The following is a 26909-nucleotide window of genomic DNA, read 5'->3' on the forward strand; positions in this document are numbered from 1 at the left end:
CCGTGATCAGACGGTGCAGAGGACGCGGACCGCCCGGCGGACGCCGTCCTCGTGGAGCAGGACGTCGCGGCAGAACGGCCGGACGTGGGCGAGCGGGTCGCCGTCGCGCGCGGCGGTCGTGGCGGACGGCCCGCTCACCTCGGAGAACAGCGTGTGCCCCGGGCGGGCGCGGACCTCGACGGTGAGCCCGGCGCCGTCGCCGCCGCGGACGACGAGCACCGCGGCCTCGTGCACCGCGAGCACCGCCGCGCGGGCGTCGTCGCCGACCAGGCCGACCTGCCCGGCGACGTCGGCCACGCAGTGGCGCACCTCGGCCAGGTCGCCCGTGCCCTCGACCCCGATCCGCGCCGCGACGGCGCCCCAGAGCCCGGCCGGCGTCGGGCTCGCAGTGGCGGGGGCCCGGTAGTCGGGGTTGTCGGTGTGGCCGTCGGCGGTGGACAGATGCGGGTGCGTGCGGCGGGCGACCGCGACGAGGTCCGGGGGGAGGTCGCTTCGGGCGCAGCAGATCAGCGTCAGGGGCAGGTCACCTAGCACCGCGTTGACGGCGTCCTCGCCGAACCCGCAGTCGGGCGCGGACATCGCGGACGGGTACTGCCCCAGCACCGTCGTCCGCCGGTCGGCGCGGGCCCAGCGGCGCACGGTGGCCAGGAAGCCGGGCGCGGACGGCGGGAGCGCCGCGGACGGCGGCGGGAACCGGACGCGCTCGGCGTCGGCGCCCAGGGCCTCGCGGAAGCGGCGGGCGGTGCCGCGGTCGACGATCAGCAGGACGTCGTCGCCGCCGGCCAGCGCCCGCCGGATCGCCGGAGTGGCGCCCGCCACCAGGTCGTCCGGCCCGTCGTGGAGCAGTCCCAGGTGGACGAGACCGGAGGGAGACGCGGGCAGGGCGGGGGCGTCCACGCTCACGGCGCGTCCCCGCCCTCGCGCACCGACGCCGGCCGCCCGACGGCGTCGAACAGTCGCCGCAGGAACCGGGGTCCGCCGTGCAGCACGACGTGCTGGTCCTCCGGCGCGGAGCGGGCCGCGAGCATGAGGATCTGCGCGCAGGCCACGTCCATGAAGTCGACCTCGGAGAGGTCCAGGTGGAGATCCGGGCCGTCGCCGCTCCCGCGGGCCGCCCGCAGCGCACCGTGCACCGCCGCCCCGAAGCGCCGGGCGACGTGGGCGTCGAGGTCGCCCCGCGGCCGCCACCAGCAGACGTCCCCGACCGCCGACCACGCCCCGTCCAGCACGGCGCGGTGATGGACCGCGACGGTCTCCCACACCGCGGTCTCGTTCTCGTCGGGCACCGTGAGCTGGCAGAGCAACCGGACCGGCCATCGCTGGGTGAAGGCGTCGAAGCCGGACTCCCAGGCGGCGTACTCGCCGACCAGGTCGGCGCCGTCGGCCATCGGGAGGGCCGGGCTCTCCTGCGTCATGGCCACCGTGGGCCACTGGCCGTCGAGGGCCCGCTCGATCTCCTCGCGGTACAGGCCGAGCACCCCGTCGGCGGTGATCCCGCAGCGCTCGACGACGGCCGGGAAGTCGAGGAACTCGAGTTGCCCGCTGGCCAGCGCCTCGCGGGCCCCGCGGGCCCCGGCCGGGCCGGCGATCCAGTGCTGATCGGGGCGGCGGCCGTCCGGGAGCCAGCCCTTGTAGTAGACCTTCGACCCGCGGGCGAGCTCCCGCTCGACCCAGGACGCGGTGCCCCGCCGGCCCTGGTCGACGGCGTCGGCGACGAGCAGGGTGTGGGCCGACGTCGCCGATGCGGGATCCGGGCGCGCGTGCAGCAGCGGTGTCACGCTTCCTCCCGGGTCGACGTCCGGCCCCACAGAGTACCGCGCCGACACGGTGGGTGACGACTCGCGCGACGCTGGGTAGATCGGCGGCCTCGAGGCTCCCCCCATCGTGCGGGGCTCGGTCTGCCGATCGGCCGACCGAGCCCGCCTGTTCAGCGCAGGGCGACGAGGGTTCCGAGGACCTTGTGCAGCACCTGGTCGACGAGGGCCAGCTCGTCGGCGCCGAGGTCGGCGCGGGCGGTGAGGCGCAGCCGCGAGGTCCCCGGCCGCACGGAGGGCGGCCGGAAGCAGCCCGCGCGCAGCCCGTACTCGGCGCAGGCCGCCGCGGCCGCGACGGCGACGTCGGGGTCGCCGAGCACCACCGGCACCATCGCGGCCGTCGGCGCGGGCACCTCGAGCCGGGGTGCCGCCGCGCGCGCCGAGGCGGCGACCGCGGCCGCCGCGGTGTGCAGGGCCGCGACGCGCTCGGGCTCGTCGCGGACGACGCCGAGGGCGGCGAGCGCCGCGCCGACCGCCGCGGGCGCCAGGCCGGTGTCGAAGATGAACGGGCGGGCGGCGTCCACGAGGTGCTCGACCACGGCACGCCCGGCGAGCACCACCCCGCCCTGGCTGCCCAGCGACTTCGACAGGGTCGCCGTCTGGACCAGATCCGGCGCGCCCGCGAGGCCCGCCTCCGCGACCGTGCCCCGCCCGCCGGGGCCGCGCACACCCAGCCCGTGCGCGTCGTCGACCACCAGCACGGCGTCGCGCGCCCGGCACACGGCGTGCAGCGCGGCGAGCGGCGCGATCCTCCCGTCGACGCTGTCGACGCCGTCGATCAGCACCAGCGCGCGGGCCTCGTCGCGGGCGGCGAGCACCCGGTCGACGGCGTCGGGGTCGCTGCAGCGAGCCACCTCGACACGCGCCCGCGAGAGCCGCGCGGCGTCCACCAGCGACGCGTGCGCCGCGACGTCGGAGACGACGAGCGCGCCGCGCCCGGAGAGCGCGGCGACGGCCCCGAGGTTGGCGGTGTAGCCGGAGGAGAACACGAGCGCGGCCGCGGTGCCGGTGAAGGCGGCGAGCTCGTCCTCGAGCTGGGCGTGCAGCCGCGTCGATCCGGTGACCAGCCGCGACCCGGTCGACCCGGCGCCCCAGGTCCGCAGCGCGTCCGCGCCGGCCTCCACGACGCGGGGGTCGCGGGCCAGGCCGAGGTAGTCGTTGGACGCGAGGTCGACCAGCGGGTCGGCCGCCTCGCGCGGTCGCAGCGCGCGCCGCAGCCCCGCCTCGCTGCGCGCCCGCGCCGTCTGCTCCAACCACGGCCCCAGCCAGCTCACCCGCGCCACCCTACGTGCGTGATCTTCTGAGCTATAGCTCAGAAGATCACGCACGTGGGAGGAGCGCCGGGCGCGCCGGCGCCGAGGCGGTCGCGCGACGCGGGGACGAAGCGCCCGTCCTCGAGCACCGACATCCGGGCCGTGCCGATGTCGAAGTACAGGCCGACCAGGCGCACCCGGCCCTCCGCGGCGGCGCGGGCGACGGCGGGGTGGCGCGCGAGCCGGTCGAGCTGGACCGCGACGTTGACCATCGCCAGCTGGTCGACGTCCGAGGCCCCGCGGGCGGCGGCCGACGTGCCCACCGGGTGGCCGGCCCGCCAGGCGTCGACGCTCTCCCCGGCCCCGGCGAGCCAGCGCCCGAGCACCCCGTCGCCGCACGTGCCGCGCAGCGCGGCGGTCATCGCGCCACACCCCGAGTGGCCGCACACCACCAGCGTCGGCACCTCGAGCGCGGACAGCGCGTACTCCACCGACGCGCCGACCGAGTCGTCGCCGTCCACCGGCGCGAGGTTGCCGACGTTGCGGACGGTGAACAGGTCGCCGGGACCGCTCGAGGTGAGCACGTTGGGCACGACCCGCGAGTCCGAGCAGGTGAGGAAGAGCGCGTACGGCGCCTGCCCGTCGGCGAGGTCGGAGAGGTACGGCGCGACCAGGCCGGCGGCACGGCGGTGGTACTCGCGCAGGCCCGTGAGGATGGGGTCGTCGGTGGAGACCTCGACGAGGTGCCCGTGTCCCTCCTGCCACACCGCCCAGGGACTGAGGAACGCGGCACCGGCCCGGGCCGCCGGTCTCCGGGACCGCCGTTCGACGCCGCGCGGCGGTCGAGCAGCCCCATCGTCCCGACCTCGTCCACGCGGACGCGCCCGCCTTCCCGCTCGTGGCGCTCGATCCACTCCGAGAGGTGGTCGTAGGCGGCGTGGTCGAGGTAGTCGGTGACGAGGTCGATCACCACGGGCGCCCCGGCGGGCACCTGCCCGAGGCGACGGGCCAACCGCGGCACCGACGGGAAGCACAGCGCGCCCTCGACGACGACGTGCCACGGGCGCTCGCCGCCCAGCCGGTCGTCCCCGTGCGCGGGCTCCTGGACCTCGATCGACGCCCACACCACGCGGCGCAGCACGAGCAGCACCGCGAGGCCCAGCCCGGTCAGCACGCCGGTGAGCAGGTCGGTGAGCACGACGCCGGCGATCGTCACGAGGTAGACCGGCAGCTCGCCGTGGCGGTGCAGCTCGCGCATGTGCGCGAGCTTCACCAGGCGCGCGCCGATGACCACGAGCAGCCCGGCGAGCACCGCCATCGGGATCTGCTCGACCAGCCCGAGCAGGGCCACCGAGAACACCACGATCCAGACGCCGTGCAGGATCGCCGACGCGCGGGTGCGCGCGCCGGTGGCGACGTTGGTCGAGCTGCGGACGATGACGCCCGTGATCGGCAGCCCGCCGAGCAGGCCGGAGACGGTGTTGCCGGCGCCCTGGCCGACGAGCTCGCGGTCGAGGTCGGACCGTGGCCGCGAGGGGTCGGCGGCCGGCATCCGGTCGACGGCCACGGCCGAGAGCAGGCTCTCGACGCTCGCGATGATCGCGACGGTCAGCACGCCGACGGCGAATGCGCTCCACTGTCCGGCGGGCAGGACCGGTGGGGTGATCGCGTCGAGGACCGAGCCGCCGATCTCGACCCGCTCGACGGGCAGCGCGGCGACGCCGGCGACGCCGGTGGTGGCGACGACGGCCGGCAGCGGCGCGGGGATCCCGCGCACCCAGGCCGGCACCCGACGCGGCAGCCGGGCCCAGAGCAGCAGGATCGCGATCACCGCGAGCCCCAGCACCGTCGCCGGGCCGTGCAGCCCGAGGAGCTGCGCGGGCAGGGCGAGCACGCCTGCGACCGCATCGTCCTGTTGCTCGCCGCCCAGAACGATGTGCAGCTGGCCCAGCACGATGGTCACGCCGATGCCGGCGAGCATCCCGTGCACGACGGCCGGGGAGATCGCGAGCGCGGCCCGGCCCGTGCGGGTCAGACCGAAGATCACCTGCAGGACGCCGGCGGCGACGGTGATCGCGCACGTCACGCCCCAGCCGAAGCGCCCGACGAGGTCGGCGACGACGACCGTGAGACCGGCCGCGGGTCCGCTGACCTGCAGCGGCGAGCCGCCGAGGGCCCCGGCGACGAGGCCGCCGACCGCGGCCGCGATGAGACCTGCGGTCAGCGGGGCGTCCGACGCCACCGCGATGCCCAGCGAGAGCGGCACGGCGACGAGGAAGACGACGAGCGAGGCGGGGACGTCGGCGCGCAGGCGCTCGCCCCACGAGGGGGCGTCCCGCTCGGCGGGGACGGTGATCGCTCCGGTGGTCATGGGTCCTCCGTCGGGGGCCGTGCACCGGCCCGGCGGGGGGTGATCGGCGACGATCACCGGGGGCTGGACGACGCGCTCGTCCGACGCCGAGGGACCTCGTCGCGACGATCACCCCGCGTCACCGGCAGGGCACCGATGCCCGGTTGCCGGGAGCGCTGTGATCACTCTGCACCACGGGGCGAGGAGGCTGCGAAGCCGCGCTGATGATCACGACGCAGCGTTCCGACCGCCGGTGATCATGAAGGAGACCGGTCCCTCGTCCGGGTGTGACGTGGCCCTGAGCAGGGCGTTCCGCGCCACGGTGCTCCACCGGCGCGTGCACCTCGAGGCCGGCTCTCCCCCGTCGGGGTGGACATCGGCGAACCCGGCGTTCCGGGCGGTCGACTCACACGGCCGGTCTCACCGTCGCCTCACACACTCGTCACCCAGCGTTCACGCGACGCGGGCGGCCGCGACCATCGCCTCCCCGATGCGGGCGACGTCCCCGGCCGGCGTGACGTAGGGCGGCATGGCGTAGACGAGGTCGCGGAACGGGCGCAGCCACACCCCGCACGCCTCGGCCGCGGCCTGGGCGGCGGGCACGTCGACGGGGTGGTCGAGCTGGACGACGCCGATCCCGCCGAGCGTGCGCACCTCGCGGACACCGGGGAGCTCGCGGGCGGGGGCGAGGGCCTCGCGCAGCCCGGCCCCGATCCCCGCGACCTCGCCGGCCCAGTCGCGGCGCAGGAGCTCGTCGACGCTGGCGGCGGCGACCGTGGCGGCCAGGGGGTTGGCCATGAACGTCGGCCCGTGCATGAGCCCGCCGGCCTCCCCGTCGCTGATGGCCCGGGCCACCGCCGGGGTGCACAGGGCGGCGGCCATCGTCAGGTAGCCGCCGGTCAGCGCCTTGCCCAGGCACATCACGTCCGGCGACACCCCGGCCTGCTCGGCCGCGAAGAGCGTGCCGGTGCGCCCGAAGCCGGTGGCGATCTCGTCGAAGACGAGGACGAGGTCGTGGGCGTCGGCGATCTCGCGCAGCGTGCCCAGGTGGCGGGGGTCGTGGAAGCGCATCCCGCCGGCGCCCTGGACGACGGGCTCGACGACGATGCCCGCGAGCTCGCCGGCGTGGGCCTCGGCGACCGCGCGCAGGTGCTCGTCGTAGGCGGGATCGAAGGCGGACGGCGGCCGGTCGGCGAACACCTGCTGCGGCAGGAACCCGGTCCAGGCCGAGTGCATCCCGCCCTCGGGGTCGCAGACGCTCATCGCGCCGAACGTGTCGCCGTGGTAGCCGCCGCGCCAGGTCATCATCCGCGTGCGGCCCGCCCGTCCCCGGGCGCGCTGGTACTGCAGGCACATCTTCAGCGCGACCTCGATCGACACCGAGCCCGAGTCGGCGAGGAAGACGTGCTGCAGGGGCTCCGGGGTGATCGCCACGAGCCGCTCGGCCAGCGCGACCGCCGGATCGTGGGTCAGCCCGCCGAACATCACGTGGCTCATCCGGCCCGTCGCCCGGGCCACGGCCTCGTCGAGTGCGGGGTGCCGGTAGCCGTGCACCGCCGCCCACCACGACGCCATCCCGTCCACCAGCTCGCGGCCGTCGTCGAGCGTCAGCCGCACGCCCTGCGCGGACCGCACGACGAGCGGGTCCGTGCGACCGGGCATCGGGCCGTACGGGTGCCAGACGTGGGCGCGGTCCTTCTCGCGGAGGGCGGCGGCGGGTGTCGTCGGGGCACCGGTCATCGGCGCACCGTAGTCCCGGACCGGCCGGACGGCGTGGAGACCGCCCGGTCGGCCGGGAGGGACGGGCGCCCGCGAGCCCTAGGATCAGCGGCGATGTCCACCGCCGACGAGAGCGCCCGCCCCGACCCGTTCTCGCGGCGGCGCGAGGTCGCGGCCACGAGCGCGCGCTCGCTGCTCGTCACCGTGCTCGGCGAGATCGTGCTGCCCAGCGAGGGCCCGGTGTGGACCCAGACCGTCGTCGACGTCCTCGGCCTCGTCGGGGTCGAGGAGAAGTCCGCCCGCCAGGCCCTGGCCCGCACGGCCGCCGACGGCATGCTGTCCTCGGAGCGGGTCGGCCGGCGGGTCCGCTGGGACCTCACCCCGTGGGGCCGTCGGCTGCTGACCGAGGGCGCGGCGCGGATCTACGCGCACGGGCGGACCCGACCGTCGTGGGACGGGCGCTGGCTGGTGCTCGTCGCCAGCGTCCCCGAGCAGCAGCGGGCGCACCGCCACCGGCTGCGCACCCGGCTGGCCTGGGCCGGCCTCGGCTCGCCGGCCGCGGGCGTGTGGGTCTCCCCCGACACGGGGCGGCTCGACGAGGTCCGCGAAGTGCTCACCGAGACCGGCCCCGCGGACGCGCACCTGGTCACCGGCGAGTACCACGGGGGGCTCACGGTCGGCGAGCTCGCCGAGCGCGCCTGGGACCTGGGCGACCTGGAGGCGCGCTACGCGGCGTTCGTCGAGCAGTTCGCCGACCTCGAGCCGGCCGACGACGCCGCGGTGCTCGCCGCGCAGATCCGGCTGGTGGACGCGTGGCGGCGCTTCCCGTTCCTCGACCCGGGTCTGCCCGACGCACTGCTGCCGTCACCGTGGGTCGGGCACCGCGCGGCCGAGGTGTTCCACGGTCGCCACACGGCCTGGGCCGCCGGGGCGCTGCGCGCCGCGACGGCCCTGGGCCTGTGAGACGAGCGCGTCACTCGGCCGTCGGCGTGCCCTCCGGCCGGACGCCGGCCTGGACCCAGATGGTCTTCGCGTTGACGAACGACTGCGGGCCGAAGCTCGCGAGCTCGCGCCCGTAGCCGGAGTTCTTCGCCCCGCCGAACGGCACCTCGGGCGTCGACTCGGTGATCTTGTTGATGTAGACCATGCCCGACTCGACCTCGTTCGCGAAGCGCCACATCTCGTCCTCGTCGTTCGTCCAGGCGCTGCCGCCCAGCCCGAAGTCCGAGTCGTTGGCGATGCGGATCGCGTCGTCGGCGTCCCTCGCGCGGAACACCAGCGCGACCGGCCCGAACAGCTCCTCGGAGTAGGCGCGGGACTCCCGCGGGATGTCGGTGAGGACCGTCGGCGGGTACCAGTTGCCGGGCCGGTCGAGGCGTTCGCCGCCGGTGAGCAGCCGCGCGCCCGCCTTGATCGAGTCTTGGACCTGCTCGTCGAGGTCGGTGACGCCGTTGCCCTGCGACATCGGCCCGAGGTCGGTGCCGGAGTCCATCGGGTCACCGATGGTCAGCGACTCCATCTTCTGCACGAGCTTCTGCGTGAACTCGTCGGCGATGTCCTGGTGGACGATGAACCGCTTGGCGTTGATGCAGGACTGTCCGTTGTTGAGCATCCGGCTCGACACCGCGGCGGTGACGGTGGAGTCCAGGTCGGCCGACGGCATGACGATGAACGGGTCGCTGCCACCCAGCTCGAGCACGCTGGTCTTGACGTTCTGCCCGGCTCGGGCGCCGACCTCCCGGCCCGCGGGCTCGCTGCCGGTGAGCGTCACGGCCCGCACGCGCGGGTCGTCGATGATCCCCTCGATGACCGAGGAGCCGACGAGCAGCGTCTGGAACGCGCCGTCCGGGAAGCCTGCGCGGGTCAGCACGTCCTCGATGGCCATGGCCACCTGCGGCACGTTCGACGCGTGCTTGAGCAGGCCCACGTTGCCGGCCATGAGCGCCGGCGCGGCGAAGCGCAGCACCTGCCAGAACGGGAAGTTCCACGGCATGATCGCCAGGACCGGCCCGAGCGGCTGATAGCGCGTGAGGATCCGCGCGTCCTCCGGCGCGTTCGCCGGCTTCGGCCACTCGACGTCGGCGAGGTCCTCGGCGGCGTGGTCGGCGTACCAGCGGCACCCCAGGGCGCATTTCGTCACCTCGGCCTTGGCCGCGGCGAAGGTCTTGCCCATCTCGAGGGTCGCGAGCTCGGCCAGCCGCTCGTTCTCCGCGTCGAAGATGTCGGCCGCGGCGCGCAGCCACCGGGAGCGCTGCTCGAAGGTGGTGTCGCGGTAGGTCTGGAACGTGTCCCAGGCCCGCTGGAGCTTCTCCTCCAGCTGCTCGGAGGTGAGGGAGTCGAACTCCTTGACCGTCTCCCCCGTCGCAGGATTGATCGTCGCGATGGCCATACCCCGGACTACCCGACGGGCCGCCCGCCGAACACGCGGTCAGACCCGTTGCGGCGGGATGTCCAGGCCCGGGTAGACGCGACGGGCGTGCTCGCCGAGCACGCCAGCGGTCAACTCGTCGTCGAGCCCGAGGGCGCGGACGGCGGCGATGTTGCGCGCGGGGTGGGCGGCCGGCGAGTCGGTGCCGAAGATCGCCTTGGGCGCCACGCGCTCGAACCCGAAGCGCTCGTAGTAGGAGGGCAGCTTGCGCGGCGGCAGGCCCGCGAGGTCGAGCCACAGGTCGTCGCGGGTCAGCGCCAGCGACGCGGCCGCCTCGTAGCTCCAGCCGCGCCCGCCGTGCGCGAGCACGACCGTCAGCCCCGGGAAGTCGCGCAGCACGTCGTCGAGCAGCACCGGGTCGCCGTACCGGGCGGTGGCGCCGGGGAAGTTCGACGGGCCGGTGTGCACGATGACCGGCACGCCCCGCTCGAGGCACCGGGCGTACGCCGGGTAGAGCTGGGCGTCGTTCGGCGCGATCCCGGCGTGCACCGGGTGCACCTTGAGCGCCACCGCCCCGAGGTCGAGCTGGCGGTCGACCTCCCGGGCCACCGGGTGGTGCACGTGCGGGTTGACGTTGGCGACGATGCGGAAGCGTTCGGCGTCGGCGTCGACCAGCGGCAGCATGTCCTCGACCGTCTGCCAGCCCGTGGCCTTCGGCGAGTACTCGCAGAACAGCAGCACGCGGTCGACGCCGGCCGCGGCGAAGAACCCCGACACCTTCTCGGGGATCGCCGCGCCGTCGCTGTCGTAGCAGGCCGCCCACTCGTCGACCGGCCCCGCCGGCCCGATCCACTGCTCCCACGGCACCTTGAGCCGGGCGAGGTGGGCGACGTGGACGTGGGCGTCGACGATCACCGCCCGGACGCTACCGGGTCAGTCGAACAGATCCGGGTCGGTGCGCACGACCTCGTCCCACAGCGGCTGGAACGAGAACCAGCCGGCGTAGGCGGTGCCCGTCTGCTCGGCGGTGAACTTCGCGTTGACGTGGTCGATCTGCGTCGGCGTGCCCGCGGCCTCGGCGAGCAGCTGGGCCTGGCAGTTGCGCTCGGTGTTGACGAACCACCACGCCGCCTCGGCGACCGTCTGCCCGACGGTGAAGATGCCGTGGTTCTGGTGGAACACCATCTTGCGCCCGGCCAGCCCGGCCGCGAGCGCGCGCCCGACCTCGGGGTCGAGCACCACCGCGCCGCGGCCGTCGCTGACCACGCCGTGCTGCTCGTAGAGGGTGCACGCGTCCTGCGTGATCGGGTCGAGCGGGCGCCCGAGCGACGACCACGCCTTGCCGTACACCGAGTGCGCGTGCGCGGCGGCGACGACGTCGGGGTGCGCGGCGTGGACCGCGGAGTGGATGACGAAGCCGGCCTGGTTCACCGGCCTGTCGCCGTGGACGACGTCGCCGTCGTGGTTCACCGCGATGAGGTCGGAGACCCGGATGTGCCGGAAGCTCATCCCGAACGGGTTGACCCAGAACAGGTGCGGGTCCTCGGGGTCACGCACGGTGATGTGTCCCGCGATGCCCTCGCCGAACCCGAACCGGCCGAAGATGCGGAACGCGCCCGCCAACTGCTGCTTGCGGTGCAGCCGCTCCTCGGCACTCGTCGAGTGAGTGGGCGGCTGCGGCATCCGGATGCCCTGCTGAGCGGGACGGAAGCCGGGCATGTCGTCGATCGGGTCGCCGTCGATCGCGTCACCGTCGATCGGGGCGTTGCGGGCGTCGTGCACGGGCGCGGCCATGCCTCGACCGTGCGCCGCGCCACATGTCCCGGTCAAGAGCCGCCGCGACGAGGCGGCGGAGCCGACCACGCCGTCACCCGCCCGCCGTCTCCCACAGCCCGACCACGTTGCCCTCGGTGTCACGGAAGTACGCGGCGAAGCCCATCTCGCCCACCGGCTGCTTGGCGCCCAGGACCTCGCCACCGAACTCGGCCACCCGCTCGAGCGTCTCGTCGATGCTCGCGACGTCGACGACGATGACCGGGCTGCGGGGCTCGGTGTCGCCGCGGCGGAACATGCCGCCGTTGATGTACCCGGCCTCGCTCGGCGCCCCGTCCGCGGACACGGGGCCGCTCAGCGCGATCGTGTAGTCCATCTCCGGCATCGCCTGCAGGGTCCACCGGAAGACCGACCCGTAGAACGCCTGCGCGCGCTCGCCGTCGTCGAACGGGACCTCGAAGTGCACCACCCGACCGCTCATCACCGCTCCTCCCGCGTGCTCAACCCAGACAGCGTGGCCCGAGCAGGGCCTTGAGGTCACCCATGAGCGCGCCCGAGTTGGTGACCTTGAGCCCGTCGTCGAGGCGCAGCACGTGGCTCGCCCCGTTGGCGGCGAGCAGCGTCAGGTGGACCTCGCTCGGGCCCGGGTGGGCGACGAGGACCTCCTTGAGCTTGCCGACCCGCTCGGGCGTGCACCGGGCGCTCTCGATGACGACCTTGACCGGCGCGCCGCCAACGCCCCCCGACAGGTCGGGCACCGCGAGGTCCTCGACGAACAGGCTCACGCGGTCGTCGCGCTTGTTGACCTTGCCCTTGACCAGCACGATCGCGTCCTCGGCGACGTCGATCGACACCGCGGCGTAGGTGCGCGGGAAGAACAGCACCTCGATGCCGCCGGCCAGGTCCTCGATCTGGGCCGACGCCCAGGGCTCGCCCTTCTTGTTCACCCGCCGGGTGACCGTGGCGAGGATGCCGCCGACCGTGACCGTGGCGCCCTCGGCCACGTCGCCCTCGAGGATCTTGGTGATCGGGGTGTCGGCGCGGCTGGCGAGGACCTGCTCGATGCCGTTGAGCGGGTGGCCCGAGACGTAGAGGCCGAGCATCTCCCGCTCGAGGGCGAGGCGGTGCTTCGGCTCCCACTCCCCCTCGGGCACCTTGACGTCGAACATCCCGGTCGTGTCCGCCTCGTCCGGCCCGTCGAAGCTCCCGAAGAGGTCGAACTGGCCGTCGGCCTCGGCCTTCTTCGTGGTCATCACGGCGTCGACGGCCTCGGCGTGCACCAGCGCGAGGCCCTTGCGGGGATGGCCCAACGAGTCGAAGGCGCCGGCTTTGATCAGCGACTCGACCGTCTTCTTGTTGCAGACCTGCTGCGGGACCTTGCGCAGGAAGTCGGAGAAGTCGGTGTAGGCGCCCTTCTCACGGCGCGCCTCGACGATGGCGTCGACGACGTTGGTGCCGACGTTGCGGATGGCGCCGAGGCCGAAGCGGATGTCGGCACCCACCGGGGCGAAGTCGCGCACCGAGTCGTTGACGTCGGGCGGCAGCACCGTGATGCCGATCTTGCGGCACTCGGCGAGGTAGACGGCCGCCTTGTCCTTGTCGTCGCGCACGCTGGTGAGCAGCGCGGCCATGTACTCGGCGGGGTAGTTCGCCTTGAGGTAGGCCGTCCAGTACGACACGAGGCCGTAGCCCGCGGTGTGCGCGCGGTTGAAGGCGTAGTCGGAGAAGGGGACGAGGATGTCCCACAGCGTCTGGATCGCCTGCTGCGAGTAGCCGTTGGCCTTCATGCCCTCGGAGAAGGGCACGAACTCCTTGTCGAGGATCTCCTTCTTCTTCTTGCCCATCGCGCGGCGCAGCAGGTCGGCGGCGCCGAGCGAGTAGCCCGCGAGCTGCTGGGCGATCGCCATGACCTGCTCCTGGTAGACGATCAGGCCGAACGTCTCGCCCAGGATCTCGGCCAGCGGCTCCGCCAGCTCCGGGTGGATGGGCTTGATCTCCTGCCGGCCGTTCTTGCGGTCGGCGTAGTCGTTGTGGGCGTTGGCGCCCATCGGACCGGGCCGGTAGAGCGCGAGGACCGCGGAGATGTCCTCGAACGTCGTCGGCACCATGCGGCGCAGGAGGTCGCGCATCGGGCCGCCGTCGAGCTGGAAGACGCCGAGCGTGTCGCCGCGGGCCAGCAGCTCGTAGGCCAGGGTGTCGTCGAGGCCCAGGTGGTCGAGGTCGAGCGGCGGCTTGCCGTTGAGCTCGATGTTGTGCAGCGCGTCGTCGATGACCGTGAGGTTGCGCAGGCCCAGGAAGTCCATCTTCAGCAGCCCGAGCGTCTCGCAGACGCCCATGTCGAACTGCGTGATGATCGCCCCGTCGGCCTCGCGGCGCTGGATCGGGATGACGTCGATCAGCGGGGTGCTCGACATGATCACGCCGGCGGCGTGGACGCCCCACTGGCGCTTGAGGCCCTCGAGGTCGCGGGCGGTGTCGACGATCTCCTTGACCTGCGGGTCGGCCTCGTAGAGGGCGCGGACCTCGGTGGCCTCGGAGTAGCGCTTGTGCCCCGGGTCGAAGATGCCCGAGAGCGGGATGTCCTTGCCCATGACCGCCGGCGGCATGGCCTTGGAGATGCGGTCGGCCACCGCGTAGCCGGGCTGGCCGTAGAGCACCCGCGCCGAGTCCTTGATCGCGGCCTTCGCCTTGATCGTCGAGTAGGTGATGATCTGGGCGATGCGGTCCTCGCCGTACTTCTCGGTGACGTACCGGATCATCTCGCCGCGCCGGCGCTCGTCGAAGTCGAGGTCGATGTCGGGCATCGACTTGCGCTCCGGGTTGAGGAACCGCTCGAAGATCAGGTTGTGCTTCACCGGGTCGAGGTCGGTGATGCCCAGCGCGTAGGCGATGAGGCAGCCGGCGGCGCTGCCACGGCCGGGTCCGACGCGGATGCCCACCGACTTGGCGTGCTGCACGAGGTCGGCCGTCACCAGGAAGTAGCCGGGGTAGCCCTTCTGGCAGATGACGTCGATCTCGTAGGCGGCCTGCTTGCGGTGGCCGTCGGGGACCTGCCCACCGAAGCGCTGGTTGAGCCCGCGCTCGACCTCCTTGACCAGCCAGCTCGCCTCGGTCTCGCCCTCGGGGACGGGCGCGCGCGGCATGAGGTCGCGGCCCTCGACGAACTCGACGTCGACCCGCTCGGCCACGGCCAGGGTGTTGTCGCACGCCTCGGGGAAGACGCCGTCCCACTGGGCGCGCATCTCCTGGGCGCTCTTGAGGTAGAAGTCCTGGGCGTCGAACCGGAAGCGGTTCGGGTCGTTCATCGTCTTGCCGGTCTGCACGCACAGCAGCACCTCGTGCGGCTTGGCGTCCTTGGCGTAGGTGTAGTGCAGGTCGTTGGTCGCCAGGCCCGGCAGGTCGAGCTTCTTCTTGAGGTCGTAGAGGTCGTCCCGGACCCGGCGCTCGATCTCGATGCCGTGGTCCATCAGCTCGCAGAAGAAGTTGTCCTCGCCGAAGATGTCGCGGTAGTCGCTCGCGGCCTGGCAGGCACCGTCGAAGTCGCCGCGCTGGAGCAGGCGCTGGACCTCGCCCGACGGGCACCCGGTGGTCGCGATGATGCCCTTGCCGTAGGTCTCGAGCAGCTCGCGGTCCATGCGCGGCTTGTAGTAGTAGCCCTCGAGGCTGGCGAGGCTCGAGAGCCGGAAGAGGTTGTGCATCCCCTCGGTGTTCTCGGCCAGCAGCGTCATGTGGGTGTACATCTCGCCCGGGTTGTCGTCCGAGACGACCTGCCCGCCGAGCGTGGCCCGCTTGCGCTCGTGGCGGCTGCCCGGCGCGAGGTAGCCCTCCATGCCGATGATCGGCTTGACCCCGTGGGCCTGCGACTTCTTCCAGAACTCGTAGGCGCCGAACGTGTTGCCGTGGTCGGTCATCGCCAGGGCCGGCATGCCCATGCGCGCGGCCTCGGCGAACAGGTCGTCCAACCGCGCGGCACCGTCGAGCATCGAGAACTCGGTGTGCGTGTGCAGGTGGACGAACGAGTCGCCGGTCACGTCGCGGGACCTCCTCGAAGCGCCGGGATCGGGTGCCGCCGAGCCGCCCCGGCAGGCGGGACGGGGGTCGGCGGGAGCGGGTCCAGCGTATCCGCGCCCCCCGACAGCGCCGCCCCTCCCCGCGACGCTCGATCGTCGTCGCTGGTCGTGTCCGGACCCTCGGCGTGTCGCCCGGATCCGGGCCCCGCCCCGCCCGCCCCAACCGTCACACGAGCCCCGGGGTCGGCGCACTCCGTGCGCGAGCAATGCGGCTTTGCTGGCGTCAGGCGCCAGGAACGCCGCGTTGATCACGGGCGGAGTCGGCGAGGGTGCCGCCGGTGTCCGCGGGCCCGTCGTCGGGCTCGCGAGGGGCACGTCCGGCAGGTCGCCGAGCCTGTGGATCATGCGCGACGTGCCCCTCGCGTCGGCGCGGCCCGCCGCGCCGGCCTCGTCCGTCACCGCCGACGCGGTCACCGCCCGTGGAGGACCTCGCACCGCACCGCGTCGTCGACGGGCGCGAGCGCCAGGACCGCGGCCAGCAGCCAGAGGCGGGCAACGAGCACGTCGTCCGGGGTCCGGAGGAAGTCCTCCCGGAGCACCTCGGCGCCCGACGACCAAAGCACGCGCGCGGCGTCCTCCACGACCGGACCGCTCTCGCCGAGCACCTCGCGGACCCACGCGACGGCCCGGCGCGCCAGGTCCTCGTCCGGATGCCTCCGCCGTGCCTTCCCCAGCCACGAGTCGACGACGAGATCGACCAGGACGCGGTCCTGTGAGGGCCCCGGGAAGAGGTCCGCGAGCGCCGGAGGGCGGCGCAGCCCGGTGACGAACGCGCGGGCGATCTCGCCGTCACGCTGGTCGACCGTCTCCCCCAGCACGACGCGCACCCAATCCCGGAGCAGCTCGAAGTCCTCGTCCGAGTCGTCCGAGTCGTCCGAGTCGTCCCAGTCGTCCTCGTCCGAGTCGTCCCACGCGTCGTCGGCCTCGTCCTCCCACGCGTCGTCGTCGAGACCCCCGACGATCCCGTCCAGGAGCGCACCCAGCCCCGGCGCGGCACCACCGCCGTCCCGGCGCCGCGCGACCGTCGACGCACGCCCGCGACGCGCCCCCCGCGGCGGCCGCGCCGCCACCCTGCGGCGCCTCCTGCGTGCCGCCGCCGTCCGCCGCTCGTCCCGCCTGCGCCTGCCCATCGCTCCTCCTCGGGGTCGTCCCGAGTCCGGAGGATGCGCCACACCCCCGACAGCGCCCCTACAGCAACCCGACGCCCGCCAGCGCCGCGCGGACGACCTCGCGCTCGTGCTCGTCGGCCTCGACGAGCGGCAGGCGCAGGCCCCCGACGCGGTGGCCGAGGAGCTCGAGCGCCGCCTTCACGGGGATGGGGTTGGTGGTCACGCCCAGGGCATCGAAGACCGGCTTGAGCGCGGCCTCGATCTCGGCGCGCTGGTCGGGCTCGTCGACCATCCGGCGCATCTCGGGGCCCACGACGTGACTGGCGACGAGGATGCCGCCGCAGCCGCCCATCGCGAGCACGGAGCCGAACAGGTCGTCGTTGCCCGCGTAGACGCCCAGCCCGTCGACCGGCGCCAGGTTCGCGTTGTTGGCCTGCTTGACGTAGTCGATCCGCTCGATCTGGGCGAGCTCGGCGAGCAGGTCGTTGGGCAGGTCGACCACCACCCGGGAAGGGATGTTGTAGAGCACCACGGGCTTGTCGGTGGCGCGCGCGACCTCGCGGTAGTGCGCGAGCACGCCCCGCCGGTTGGGCTTGTTGTAGTACGGCGTCACCGACAGGATCGCGTCGGCGCCGAGCTCCGTGGCCCGCTCGGTCATCTCGCAGGCGTGGCGGGTGTCGTTCGAGCCGGTGGAGGCGACGATCGTGGCGCCGGCCGGGCGGTGCTCGACGGCCAGCTCGACGAGGCGCAGGTGCTCCTCGGTGGACAGCGTCGAGGCCTCGCCCGTCGTCCCGCACACCACGAGCCCGTCGGAGCCGTTCGCGTACAGGTGGCCCATGAGGTCGACGAACGCGGCCTCGTCGACCGAGCCGTCGGCGGCGAACGGCGTGACGATGGCGGTGAGGACGGCACCGAGGGTCATGCCTGCAGGTTGCCCCACGGCACGGGTCCGGGTCTACGCCGGGTCGGGTCCGTCGACGTTGATCGTGGGCGGACCGGAGCCCGCGCGCCCGATGACCGCGGTCGAGCGCTCGCCCGTCGGGTTCGACTCGCGGTGGACGGTGTGCGGGGGGACGCGCAGGAAGTCGCCGGGCCCGGCCTCGACGGCGTCGCCGCCGCCGGGGCCGAACTCGAGGCGCATGGCGCCGCGCACGACGTAGAGGCTGGTCTCGTGCTCGCCGTGGTGGTGCCACCCCGATGAGGCGCCGGGCTCGGTGTGCACCAGGCCCGCCCACAGCGCCTGCGAGGAGAACGCCACCTGCCGCTGCATCCCGGGGGTTGGGTCGCCCTCGGCCAGCTCCGGTCCACGGAAGACCTCGACGGGTTCGCTGCTCACGGCGACGAGTGTGCGTGCTTTCCCGCGCCAGGGCACGGGAAAGCACGCACCAGAGCGAAGCTCAAACGAGCCCCAGCTTCTGCACCGCCTCGCGCTCCTCGGCGAGCTCGTTCACCGACGCGTCGATGCGCTCGCGGGAGAAGTCGCTGATCTCCAGGCCCTGGACGATCTCGAACTTCCCGTTCGACGCCGTCACCGGGAACGAGGACACGAGGCCCTCGGGCACACCGTAGGAGCCGTCGGACACGATGGCCGCCGAGGTCCAGTCGTTCTGCTTCGTGCCGTTGACCCAGGTGTACACGTGGTCGATCGCCGCGGCGGCCGCCGAGGCGGCGGACGACGCCCCGCGCACCTCGATGATCTCGGCACCGCGCTTGGCCACGCGCGGGATGAACTCCTCGGTCAGCCATGACTGGTCGACCTCGCTGCCGATCGGCTTCCCGTCGATCTCGGCGTAGGTGACGTCGGGGTACTGGGTGGCCGAGTGGTTGCCCCAGATCGTCATCTTCGAGACCGAGCCCACCCGCACCCCGTACTTCGCCGCGAGCTGGCCGACGGCGCGGTTGTGGTCGAGGCGGGTCATCGCGGTGAAACGGTCGGCGGGCACGTCGGAGTTCGACCGCGCGATCAACGCGTTGGTGTTGGCCGGGTTGCCCACCACGAGCACCTTGGCGTCGTCCGCCGCCCCGTTGAGGGCCTCGCCCTGCGGCTTGAAGATGCCGCCGTTGGCCTCGAGGAGGTCGGCGCGCTCCATGCCTTGTGTGCGCGGGCGCGCGCCGACCAGCAGCGCGACGTTGGTGCCGTCGAACGCCTGCTGGGCGTCGTCGTAGACGTCGATGCCGTCGAGCAGCTCGAACGCGCTGTCGTGCAGCTCGAGGGCGGTGCCCTCGGCGGCCTTCACCGCCTGCGGGATCTCGAGCAGGCGCAGCCGCACCGGGACGTCGTCGCCCAGGAGGTCGCCGGCGGCGATGCGGAAGAGCAGCGCGTAGCCGATCTGTCCGGCCGCGCCGGTGACGGTGACGTTGACGGGTGTGGTCGCCATCGGTGCTCTGCTTCCTCTCGGTCGGGTGGTGATCGCCGCGGCGGAGCCTTGCAGGTCACCGCGGCCCACGGTCAGGCGGGCCGTCGTGACGGCGCGCGGTCCTCCGGGTCGCCGACCACCATCACGCCCCGCCGCTGCGCGAGGTAGCGGAAGGTCAGGCCGAGCGACACGAGGATCCGGTTGCGGTTGCCCAGGAGCGCGAAGATGTGCACGAACATCCAGATCAGCCAGGCCAGGACCCCGGTGAGCTTGGGTCCGTGCGCGATGTCGGCGATCGCCGAGCCGCGGCCGATCGTGGCCATCGTGCCCTTGTCCTTGTAGCGGAAGCGCTCGGTGGGCTGCCCCGCCACGAGCCGGCGGATGGTGCGTCCGGCGTGCTGCCCGGTCTGCAGCGCCGGCTGCGCGAGCTGGGGCAGCGGGTCGTCCTCGATGACCCCGACGTCGCCGGCCACGAGGATCTCGGGGTGCTCGGGGACCCGCAGGTCGCCGCCGACGACGATGCGCCCGCCGCGCCCCTGGCGCAGGCCCCACTTGCCCACCTCGTCGTGCGCCGCGACGCCGGTGGCCCAGATGGTCATCTGCGCCTCGATCTCGCTGCCGTCGGCGAGGACGACCGAGCCGGGCTTGACCTCCTGGACCGCCGTCTCCAGGCGCAGCTCCACCCCGCGGGCGCGCAGCTGCTCCGAGGCGTACTCCCGCAGCTTCGGCGCGAACGGCGGGAGGATCTTGTCGGTCATCTCCACGAGCACGACGTTGACCTCGGACGGGTCGAGCTCGGGGTAGCGGTCGGGCAGCACCGAGTTGCGCAGCTCGGCCAGCGTGCCGGCCATCTCGACGCCGGTGGCGCCGCCGCCCACGACCACCACCGACGCGCCGCGGCGCTCGCCGGTGGCCGCGATCCGCTCGAGGTAGCCCGTCATCCGGTCGCGCACCGCCAGCGCCTCGGCGCGCGTGTAGATCGGGTAGGCGTTCTCCGCCGCGCCGGGCACCCCGAAGTAGTTGGTGGTGACGCCGTTGGCGATGACCAGGTAGTCGTAGTGCAGGTCGGGGCCGACGTCGAGGGTGATCGTCCGGGTCTCGGGGTCGACGGTCTCGACCTCGCCCTTGCGGAACGAGGCTCCCGTGTGGGCCGCGAAGCCCCGGGCGCCGTAGGTGATGTCGCCGGGGTTCAGCGCCCCGGTGGCCACCTGGTAGAGCAGGGGCTGGAACGTGCTGTAGCTGTGCCGGTCGACCAGCGTGGTGCGCACCGGCGCGCCCCGCAGGGCGCGGACGGCGGCGAGGCCGGCGAAGCCGGCACCGAGCACGACGACGTGGGGCCGCGGGTCGGCGTCCGTGATCGACGTCCCCGCGGGCTCGCCCCGGGGTGACGGATCGGCGCTCATGGGGCCGCACTCCTCTCACGTGGGGCCCGTCGGCGCCGGCCGGGACGTCGCGTCCCGGCCCCGGAGCCGACGAGCGGGTCATGGGGGACCTACCCCGCATCGTCCTCCCGCACGCCGCCCGGTGGGGCTCACGACGGTGCGTCACCTGTCGGCACCCTCACAGCCCTCACGGCGGGGGCACCGGGCCGTCGTCGGGGACGGGACCGACGGTCTCCGGCGGGTCGCGCCCGTCGTCGGTCTGCTCGGGGAGCAGCGGCGACACCGCGAGCGCACCGATGCGCGCCCCGGGCGGGGCCACCTCGACGGCACGCACGCCCGGCCGGGCCGTGAGCGCGGGTACCCCGGGCCGACCGGCCGGATCGATCTCGACGACGGCGGCCACGATGCACGCGCAGCCCGCCGCCAACCGCGCGGATTCGGTGGCGGCCACCGTCGCCGGCCGGCCCTGCCCCGTGCGGGCCAGCTCGCCCGCCCGGTTGGCCGCCTGGGTCTCGGCGAGGCGCAGCGCGGTCGCGAGGTCGACGGCGCCGGTGTCGTCCACCGAGACGCGACGCAACGCGGTCTGCACCCGCGGCAGCGGCACCCGGAAGACCGCCTCCCGGACACCGACTCCCGCGAGCGCCGCGGCGGCGCCGGCCGGGTCCTGCCCGGTCGTGAACGCCACCAGCGCCGGCCGCGGCCCGGGCGGGCCCGGCGGCACGGTGCGGGCGCGTCCCAGGTAGCCCGCGACGGTCTCGCCGGCCCCGGGACCCAACCGGGTCGCGTCGGTGCTGCCCGTCCCCTCCCCCGGCGCGCTCGAGGACCCGGCCACCCACGCGGTCGCCAGCGCCACCACGAGGACGACGGCCAGCACGACCGCCACGGTCGGCCATCGCAGCAGGGGCCCGTCGTCGTCCTCGTCGTCGGGCTCGTCGGGCGTGGTCAGCTCGCCGCCCGCAGGTTCTCCAGGGCCGTCGCCAGGTCGGCGGGAGGCTCGCTGGTGTACTCCACCCAGCGCCCGTCGGCGGGGTGGTGGAAGCCGAGGCGGTGGGCGTGCAGCCACTGGCGGGTCAGGCCCAGCTGCCGGGCGAGCACGGGATCGGCGCCATAGGTGAGGTCGCCGACGCAGGGGTGGCGCACCGCGGAGAAGTGCACGCGGATCTGGTGGGTCCGCCCGGTCTCCAGCTCCACCTCGAGCAGCGACGCGGCCCGGAACGCCTCCACCGTGCGGTAGTGCGTGACGCTGGGCCGCCCGTCGCGGACGACGGCGAACTTCCAGTCCTGCTTCGGGTGACGGTCGATGGGGGCATCGATCGTGCCCTCGCTCGGGTCCGGGTGGCCCTGGACGACCGCGAGGTAGACCTTCGCCACGGTCCGCTCGCGGAAGGCCGCCTTCAGCACCGAGTAGGCCCGCTCGGACTTGGCCACCACCATGACGCCGGTGGTGCCGGCGTCGAGGCGGTGCACGACGCCCTGGCGCTCGGCCGCCCCGCTCGTGGCGATCCGGATGCCCAGCGCCGCGAGCCCGGCGACGACCGTGGGGCCCGCCCAGCCCGGGCTCGGGTGCACGGCCACGCCGACGGGCTTGTCGACGACGACGATCTCGTCGTCCTCGTGCAGCACCACGAGGCCCTCGACGGCCTCCGCCGTGATGATGCCGCCCCCGCCCGCCTCCGCCGGCTCGGGCAGCTCGACCTCGAGCCAGGCGCCCGCCACGAGCCGGTCGGACTTGCCGGCCGCCACCCCGTCGACGCGCACCGCCCCGTCGGCGGCGAGCTCGGCCACGACCGTGCGGGACAGGCCGAGCATCCGCGAGAGCCCCGCGTCGAGGCGCATCCCGTCGAGGCCGTCGGGCACGGGCAGGGTGCGCAGGCTCACGGGCGCTCCTCCCCCGCCCGCGTCCCGTCGAGGTCGCGGCCCAGCAGCGCGAGCAGCACGAGGACGACCCCGCCGACGGTGATCGCCGAGTCGGCGACGTTGAACACCGGGAACCAGCCCACCGAGACGAAGTCGACGACGTGGCCCTGCAGCGGTCCGGGACCGCGGAAGAAGCGGTCGACGAGGTTGCCCAGGGCCCCGCCGAGCACCAGGCCCAGCGCCAGCGCCCAGCCCCGCGAGCGCAGCCGCCGGGCGAACCGCACGATGCCGACGACCACGGCCAGCGCCACCAGGGTCAGCACCCAGGTCAGGCCGGTGGCCAGCGAGAACGCGGCGCCGGGGTTGCGGACGAGCGTGAAGGAGACCAGGTCGCCGATCAGCGGCACGCGCTCGCCGTCGCGCAACCAGGACACCATGACGATCTTGGTGACGAGGTCGAGGACGATCACGACGGCCGCGATGGCGACGAGCAGGCCGAGCTGCTTCGGGGGCTGCTCGGCGGGAGGCGCCGTGTCACGGTCGGGCCCACTGTCCGATCCGCTCTCCGGCTCGGTGGGTGCGCTGCTCACCGTCCCATCGTCCCAGCTCCCGAGTCCTCGTCCGCCGCCCCGCCCGCCGGACGGGATGCGGTGTCGTCCACGCTCCCCTCGTCCGTGCCGTCGCCGGTCCGGCGAGGCGGGGGGCGGCGCTCGACGGCGGGCGGGGCGGGTGGCCGCGGCCCCGTGACGGTCGGGCCGTCGTCACGGACCGGCGCGGGGCGGGGCGTCGCCCGCGACGACCCCCGCAGCGCGGGCGTCCCGCCGGTGTCGCCGTGCCAGCGGGCCAGCCGCCCCGACCGGTCGACGGAGCGCAGTCGCTCCTCCGCCGCCTCCCGTGCGGTCTCCGTGGTGACGACGAGGAGCTGGTCGCCCTCCTGGATCCGGCTCTCGCCCTGCGGGGTGAAGCTCGTGCCGCCACGGACGACAAGGCTCAGCCCCGAGCCCTCGGGCAGCCGCAGCTCACGGACGTAGACGCCGTGGAGGCGCGAGCCCTCGGGCACGGTCATCTGCAGCAGGTCGGCGCGCAGGCTCTCCAGGGGCGCGGCGTCGACCTCGATCTGCTCGACCCGCGAGTCGCCCGCCAGCCCGAGGGTGCGCGCGACCAGCGGCAGCGTCGTGCCCTGCACGAGAACGAGCACCACGACGAGCACGAAGACCACGTCGACGAGCCGGCCCGCGCCCGGGACGCCCTCGGTCAGCGGGACGAGGGCGAGCACGATGGGTACGGCGCCGCGCAGCCCCGCCCAGGACAGGAACACCTGCTCGCGCCAGGGCACGCGGAAGCCGATCGCCGCCGCGACGACCGACAGCGGCCGCGCCGCGAACACCAGCACCGCGCCGGCGATGAGGCCGGGCACGAGCGCCTCGCCGAGACGTCCCGGGGAGACGTAGAGCCCGAGCAGCACGAAGAGCCCGATCTGGGCGAGCCAGCCCAGGCCCTCGGCGAACGAGCGGGTGCCCTCGCGGTGCGGGAGCGTGGAGTTGCCGAGCACGAGCGCGGCGACGTAGGTGGCGAGCAGGCCCGAGGCGTGCGCGAGCTGCGCGGAGGCGTACGCGACGATGCAGACCGCGAGCGTGGCGAGGGGGTAGAGCCCTGTCGCGGGGAGCGCCGCCCGCCGCAGCCCCGCCGCCCCGAGCCGCCCGAGCACGATGCCGATCAGCGCGCCGAGGACGAGCTCGTAGACCACGAGCAGGGGGTCGAGCCAGCTCAGTGCAGCGGTGGACGACAGCAGCACGACGGCGAGGAAGACCGGGGCGTCGTTGAGCCCCGACTCGAGCTCGAGCGAGCCGACCAGGCGCCCGCCGAGGCCCATGTTGCGCAGCACGCTGAACACCGCGGCCGCGTCGGTCGACGACAGCACCGCGCCCCAGAGGAACGCGATCCGCGCGTCGAGACCGAGCAGCGCCCAGAGCGCGAGCCCGGTGACGCCGATGCTCACCGCCACGGCCACGGTCGAGAGCGCGACACCCAGCCCGAGCGCCGGACGCACCGTCGACCAGCGGGTGGAGAGCCCGCCGTCGGCGAGGATCAGCACGAGCGCCGCGATCCCGAGCGCCTGCGTGAGCGCGGCGTCGTCGAACTCGATGCCCAGGCCCGACTCGCCGAGCGCGACGCCGATCGCGAGGTAGATCAGCAGCGACGGGAGCCCGACCCGCGTGGAGAGCCGGACCGCGAGCACGGCGACGAGCACGACCGCCGCGCCGGCCCCGAGCAGGAGGGGCAGCTGGTCCACGCCTCGCACCCCCTCCAGCCCACGGAGGGGACGACCCTAGCGACCGTCGGCGCCCGGGAACGCCCTGGATCTCCGGCCGGTGAGCCGGTTCACGGCGTCAGCGGCGGCTGTCGGCCCCGCGCGACGCGCTCAGCGCCGCCACCGGCGTGCACCAGGAGCAGCCGGTGAAGCCGAGCTCCAGCGCCTCCGACGCCGGCAGCGGGATGACCTCGCGGCCGTAGAGGTAGCTGCAGCGCCCGAGGTGGAACAGCGGTTCCTCGTCGATGACGAGCACCTCGTCGTCGAGTCCGGCGACGGCCTGCCGGGTGGTGTCGTCGACGGGCTCCTCCTCCGGCTGCGACGCCGGGGGCGGGGGCGGCGGAGCGGCGCCGGCCGGTCCGCCGGGCGCGGCGCCGGGGCCGCCGGGCGGCGGCCCGGCCGGCGGGCGGCCCGGGCCCTGGCCCTGGCCCGCGGGCGGGCCGCCGGGGCCCTGTCCCTGGGCGGTGGGACCCTGACCTGCGGGCGGCTGACCTGCCGGGCCCTGGGAGCGCGCACCGTCCCCGGCGGCCGGGACGGACGAGGCGCCCGCGGCTGCGTCACCGGGGACCTGGCGCATGCGCGCGAGGTCGCTCACGTCCAGCCGGGTGGTGGGCGCGTCGCCGCCGTCGGCGCCGGAGGTCCCGCGCGGCGGGGCGGAGGAGGCGCCGGCCGTGGAGGTCGCCGTGGTCGCCGCGGCGCTCGCGGCTCCGCCGAGACGGGCCTCGGCGGGCGTTCCCGGCAGCGGCAGCATCCCCAGCAGCCGGGCGCCCTGCGGCGCACCCGCGACGCGGGAGGACTCCGGGCCCGGCCGTGCGGCGGTGCTGGCCCAGCGGGAGCCGGCCGAGGTACCCGAGCTCCCCGTCCCGCCGCCGCTCGCGGCCGCCGCACCACCGGCGGCCCCGGCTGCGGCGCCGACGCCCGCCGCCGAGGAGCCCTCGCTCCCGGCGCGCCCGCGCCCGTGAGCGGCGCCCTGCCCGTCCTGCGGGGCGCCCGGACCGCGGCCCGGTCCACCCGCGCCGCCAGGAGCCCCCGGAGGCCGCCCCGGCGGCGGACCGCTCGGCGGCGACGTCGGGCCACCGCCCGCGGTCGCCCCGACGCTCGTCGTCGCCTCCGGGGAGCCCGGGCCCGAGGAGTAGGGACCCGGGGTGGACCCGGAGGCCGGCGACAGGGGCGGCGGGGTGGCCGCCGGCGACGGGCCCGAGGACGCCGAGGACTCCGGGGCCTCGGAGGACTCCGGGGCCTCGGAGGACGGGGTCGCGGGGCGACGTGCCTCGCGCTCACGCCGACGTCGGCGGACGACGTCGGCGATCAGCAGGGCCGCGGCGAGCACGCTGGCGACGACGGAGCCCCAGGCCCACGTCGCCACCGAGGTGACGACCGCGACCACGAGGAGCCCGAAGGCGACCAGCACGCAGAGCAGGACGAGGAGCAGCACGATCGGACCCTTGTGTCAGGGCCACGAGCCCGCACCGACCCCGGAGGACCGGCGCGGGCCGCGCGGCGCGTCCGTCAGCTGCCGGCTTCGGCGCGCGAGCCGTAGCCGCTGGTGGCGTAGCCGGCGCTGCCGTTGCGGGCGTTGTCCGACGGTGCGGCCGAGCCACGGCCCTCGAGGTCGCGCAGCTGCGACTCGAGGTAGGTCTTGAGACGGGTGCGGTACTCGCGCTCGAAGGTGCGCAGCTCGTCGATCTTCTTCTCGAGCCCGCCCTTCTGCTGCTCGATGAGGCTGATCGTCTCGTTGTGCTTGCGCTGCGCGTCGCGCTCGAGGGTCGAGGCCTTGTCGCGCGCCTGCCGCTCCAGCGTCTCGGCGCGGGTGCGCGCGTCGTTCAGCATCGTCTCGGCGCGGGTGCGCGCCTCGTTGACCATGCTGTCGGACTTGGTGCGCGCTTCGGAGAGCAGCTGCTCGGACTTGGTGCGCGCGTCCGTGAGCATCCCGTCCGCCTCGGACTTGGCCTCGGCGGTGAGCCGGTCGGCCATCTCCTGGGCGAGCCCGAGGACCTTGGCGGCCTGCACGTGGTGGTCGCCACCGGCGGCGGCGGCCGTCTGGTTCTGGTCCGGCATCCCGAACGGCGGCGGCACGACGGCCTGCTGCGTCTGGGTCGTCTGCGGCTGGGGCTGCTGCGCCGGCATCGGCTGCTGCACGGTGCGCGGGGCGTCCTCCATTGGGCGGCTCGGCGGCGGAGCCGTCACCTGGGTGGCGGGACCGGAGCCCTGACCCTGCGACGAGCTCTGCGACGAGGCGGCCTTGCTGCGCGCGTCGTCGAGGTCGGCGTGGGCGGTCGAGAGCTGCTGCTCGAGCTGCTCGACCTGCTCCCGGAGGTCGTTGTTCTCCTCCAGCAGGCGACCGAGCTCGGCTTCGACGAGGTCGAGGAACGCGTCGACCTCGTCCTCGTTATAGCCCCTCTTCCCGATCGGCGGCTTGCTGAACGCGACGTTGTGAACGTCGGCAGGGGTCAGCGGCATCGGATCTCCTCAAGCACTCCTCGGCTGCGGAACCCCAGGTACCTCGGGCTCTTCGAGCTCCGCCGCCCGCAGAGTACGACCTCTGC

Annotated in this window: 21 protein-coding genes and 2 pseudogenes; 1 reads left to right on the plus strand and 22 read right to left on the minus strand. The window is 74.5% G+C overall.

Annotated elements, in window-relative coordinates:
- Positions 1-6: 6 nt before the first annotated feature.
- The 6 genes and pseudogenes from C8D89_RS14790 to C8D89_RS14810 form a co-directional block, all read right to left on the minus strand.
- A complete protein-coding gene (locus tag C8D89_RS14790) occupies positions 7-903 on the minus strand; it encodes a hypothetical protein (RefSeq protein WP_133251916.1) in 897 nt (298 codons plus the stop codon).
- Complete coding sequence (locus C8D89_RS14795; RefSeq protein WP_165825713.1) at positions 900-1778, minus strand: STAS domain-containing protein; 879 nt, start codon at positions 1776-1778, stop codon at positions 900-902. Before C8D89_RS14795 ends, C8D89_RS14790 begins: the two co-directional genes overlap by 4 nt.
- Before the next feature lie 149 nt (positions 1779-1927).
- On the minus strand, positions 1928-3079 hold the full coding sequence (locus C8D89_RS14800; protein ID WP_207787250.1) for an 8-amino-7-oxononanoate synthase: 1152 nt from the start codon (positions 3077-3079) through the stop codon (positions 1928-1930).
- A 47-nt stretch (positions 3080-3126) separates the two neighbouring features.
- On the minus strand, positions 3127-4191 hold the full coding sequence (locus C8D89_RS30975) for a carbonic anhydrase (RefSeq protein WP_341477322.1): 1065 nt from the start codon (positions 4189-4191) through the stop codon (positions 3127-3129).
- Positions 4192-4352: 161 nt separating this feature from the next.
- Positions 4353-5438 (minus strand): annotated as a pseudogene (locus tag C8D89_RS30265) (SulP family inorganic anion transporter); the annotation flags it as partial.
- A gap of 432 nt (positions 5439-5870) precedes the next feature.
- Positions 5871-7157, minus strand: a complete 1287-nt coding sequence (locus C8D89_RS14810; RefSeq protein ID WP_116708902.1) for an adenosylmethionine--8-amino-7-oxononanoate transaminase — start codon at positions 7155-7157, stop codon at positions 5871-5873.
- Positions 7158-7250: 93 nt separating this feature from the next.
- Here C8D89_RS14810 and C8D89_RS14815 point away from each other — a divergent pair, with 93 nt between their 5' ends.
- Positions 7251-8099, plus strand: coding sequence for a PaaX family transcriptional regulator (locus C8D89_RS14815; protein ID WP_116708903.1), 849 nt, complete (start codon positions 7251-7253; stop codon positions 8097-8099).
- A 10-nt stretch (positions 8100-8109) separates the two neighbouring features.
- Here C8D89_RS14815 and C8D89_RS14820 read toward each other — a convergent pair whose 3' ends face one another.
- The 16 genes and pseudogenes from C8D89_RS14820 to wag31 all read right to left on the minus strand — a co-directional run bounded on the left by C8D89_RS14820 (position 8110) and on the right by wag31 (position 26823).
- Complete coding sequence (locus tag C8D89_RS14820) at positions 8110-9525, minus strand: NAD-dependent succinate-semialdehyde dehydrogenase (protein WP_116708904.1); 1416 nt, start codon at positions 9523-9525, stop codon at positions 8110-8112.
- A gap of 39 nt (positions 9526-9564) precedes the next feature.
- Complete coding sequence (locus C8D89_RS14825) at positions 9565-10419, minus strand: amidohydrolase family protein (RefSeq protein ID WP_116708905.1); 855 nt, start codon at positions 10417-10419, stop codon at positions 9565-9567.
- 18 nt (positions 10420-10437) lie between these two features.
- Positions 10438-11298, minus strand: coding sequence for a class II aldolase/adducin family protein (locus tag C8D89_RS14830; protein ID WP_423717038.1), 861 nt, complete (start codon positions 11296-11298; stop codon positions 10438-10440).
- Positions 11299-11371: 73 nt separating this feature from the next.
- The gene (locus tag C8D89_RS14835; RefSeq protein WP_116708906.1) at positions 11372-11758 is read right to left on the minus strand and encodes a VOC family protein; all 387 of its coding nucleotides are present in this window, start codon (positions 11756-11758) and stop codon (positions 11372-11374) included.
- A gap of 19 nt (positions 11759-11777) precedes the next feature.
- Positions 11778-15308, minus strand: coding sequence for a DNA polymerase III subunit alpha (gene dnaE / locus C8D89_RS14840; RefSeq protein ID WP_116708907.1), 3531 nt, complete (start codon positions 15306-15308; stop codon positions 11778-11780).
- A 449-nt stretch (positions 15309-15757) separates the two neighbouring features.
- The gene (locus C8D89_RS14845; protein ID WP_133251917.1) at positions 15758-16477 is read right to left on the minus strand and encodes a hypothetical protein; all 720 of its coding nucleotides are present in this window, start codon (positions 16475-16477) and stop codon (positions 15758-15760) included.
- Between the two features lie 58 nt (positions 16478-16535).
- On the minus strand, positions 16536-17378 hold the full coding sequence (gene dapA / locus C8D89_RS14850; RefSeq protein ID WP_116708909.1) for a 4-hydroxy-tetrahydrodipicolinate synthase: 843 nt from the start codon (positions 17376-17378) through the stop codon (positions 16536-16538).
- 33 nt (positions 17379-17411) lie between these two features.
- The gene (locus C8D89_RS14855) at positions 17412-17792 is read right to left on the minus strand and encodes a cupin domain-containing protein (protein WP_207787230.1); all 381 of its coding nucleotides are present in this window, start codon (positions 17790-17792) and stop codon (positions 17412-17414) included.
- Positions 17793-17853: 61 nt separating this feature from the next.
- Positions 17854-18834: a malate dehydrogenase gene (locus C8D89_RS14860; RefSeq protein ID WP_116708910.1), complete on the minus strand. Its 981-nt coding sequence runs from the start codon at positions 18832-18834 to the stop codon at positions 17854-17856.
- 71 nt (positions 18835-18905) lie between these two features.
- Positions 18906-20216, minus strand: coding sequence for an NAD(P)/FAD-dependent oxidoreductase (locus C8D89_RS14865; protein WP_116708911.1), 1311 nt, complete (start codon positions 20214-20216; stop codon positions 18906-18908).
- A gap of 166 nt (positions 20217-20382) precedes the next feature.
- A complete protein-coding gene (locus C8D89_RS14870) occupies positions 20383-21078 on the minus strand; it encodes a hypothetical protein (RefSeq protein ID WP_116708912.1) in 696 nt (231 codons plus the stop codon).
- A 59-nt stretch (positions 21079-21137) separates the two neighbouring features.
- Positions 21138-22073: an RluA family pseudouridine synthase gene (locus tag C8D89_RS14875; RefSeq protein ID WP_243418114.1), complete on the minus strand. Its 936-nt coding sequence runs from the start codon at positions 22071-22073 to the stop codon at positions 21138-21140.
- A complete protein-coding gene (gene lspA / locus C8D89_RS14880; RefSeq protein WP_116708913.1) occupies positions 22070-22642 on the minus strand; it encodes a signal peptidase II in 573 nt (190 codons plus the stop codon). The genes C8D89_RS14875 and lspA overlap by 4 nt, the downstream gene beginning before the upstream one ends.
- 230 nt (positions 22643-22872) lie before the next feature.
- A pseudogene (locus C8D89_RS14885) lies at positions 22873-24345 on the minus strand (potassium/proton antiporter); the annotation flags it as partial.
- A gap of 97 nt (positions 24346-24442) precedes the next feature.
- A complete protein-coding gene (locus tag C8D89_RS30770; RefSeq protein WP_165825714.1) occupies positions 24443-25798 on the minus strand; it encodes a hypothetical protein in 1356 nt (451 codons plus the stop codon).
- A 74-nt stretch (positions 25799-25872) separates the two neighbouring features.
- The gene (gene wag31 / locus C8D89_RS14900; RefSeq protein ID WP_116708916.1) at positions 25873-26823 is read right to left on the minus strand and encodes a DivIVA-like cell division protein Wag31; all 951 of its coding nucleotides are present in this window, start codon (positions 26821-26823) and stop codon (positions 25873-25875) included.
- Positions 26824-26909 lie beyond the last annotated feature (86 nt).

This window comes from Actinomycetospora cinnamomea, assembly GCF_003096675.1.
Classification (GTDB): Bacteria; Actinomycetota; Actinomycetes; order Mycobacteriales; family Pseudonocardiaceae; genus Actinomycetospora; species Actinomycetospora cinnamomea.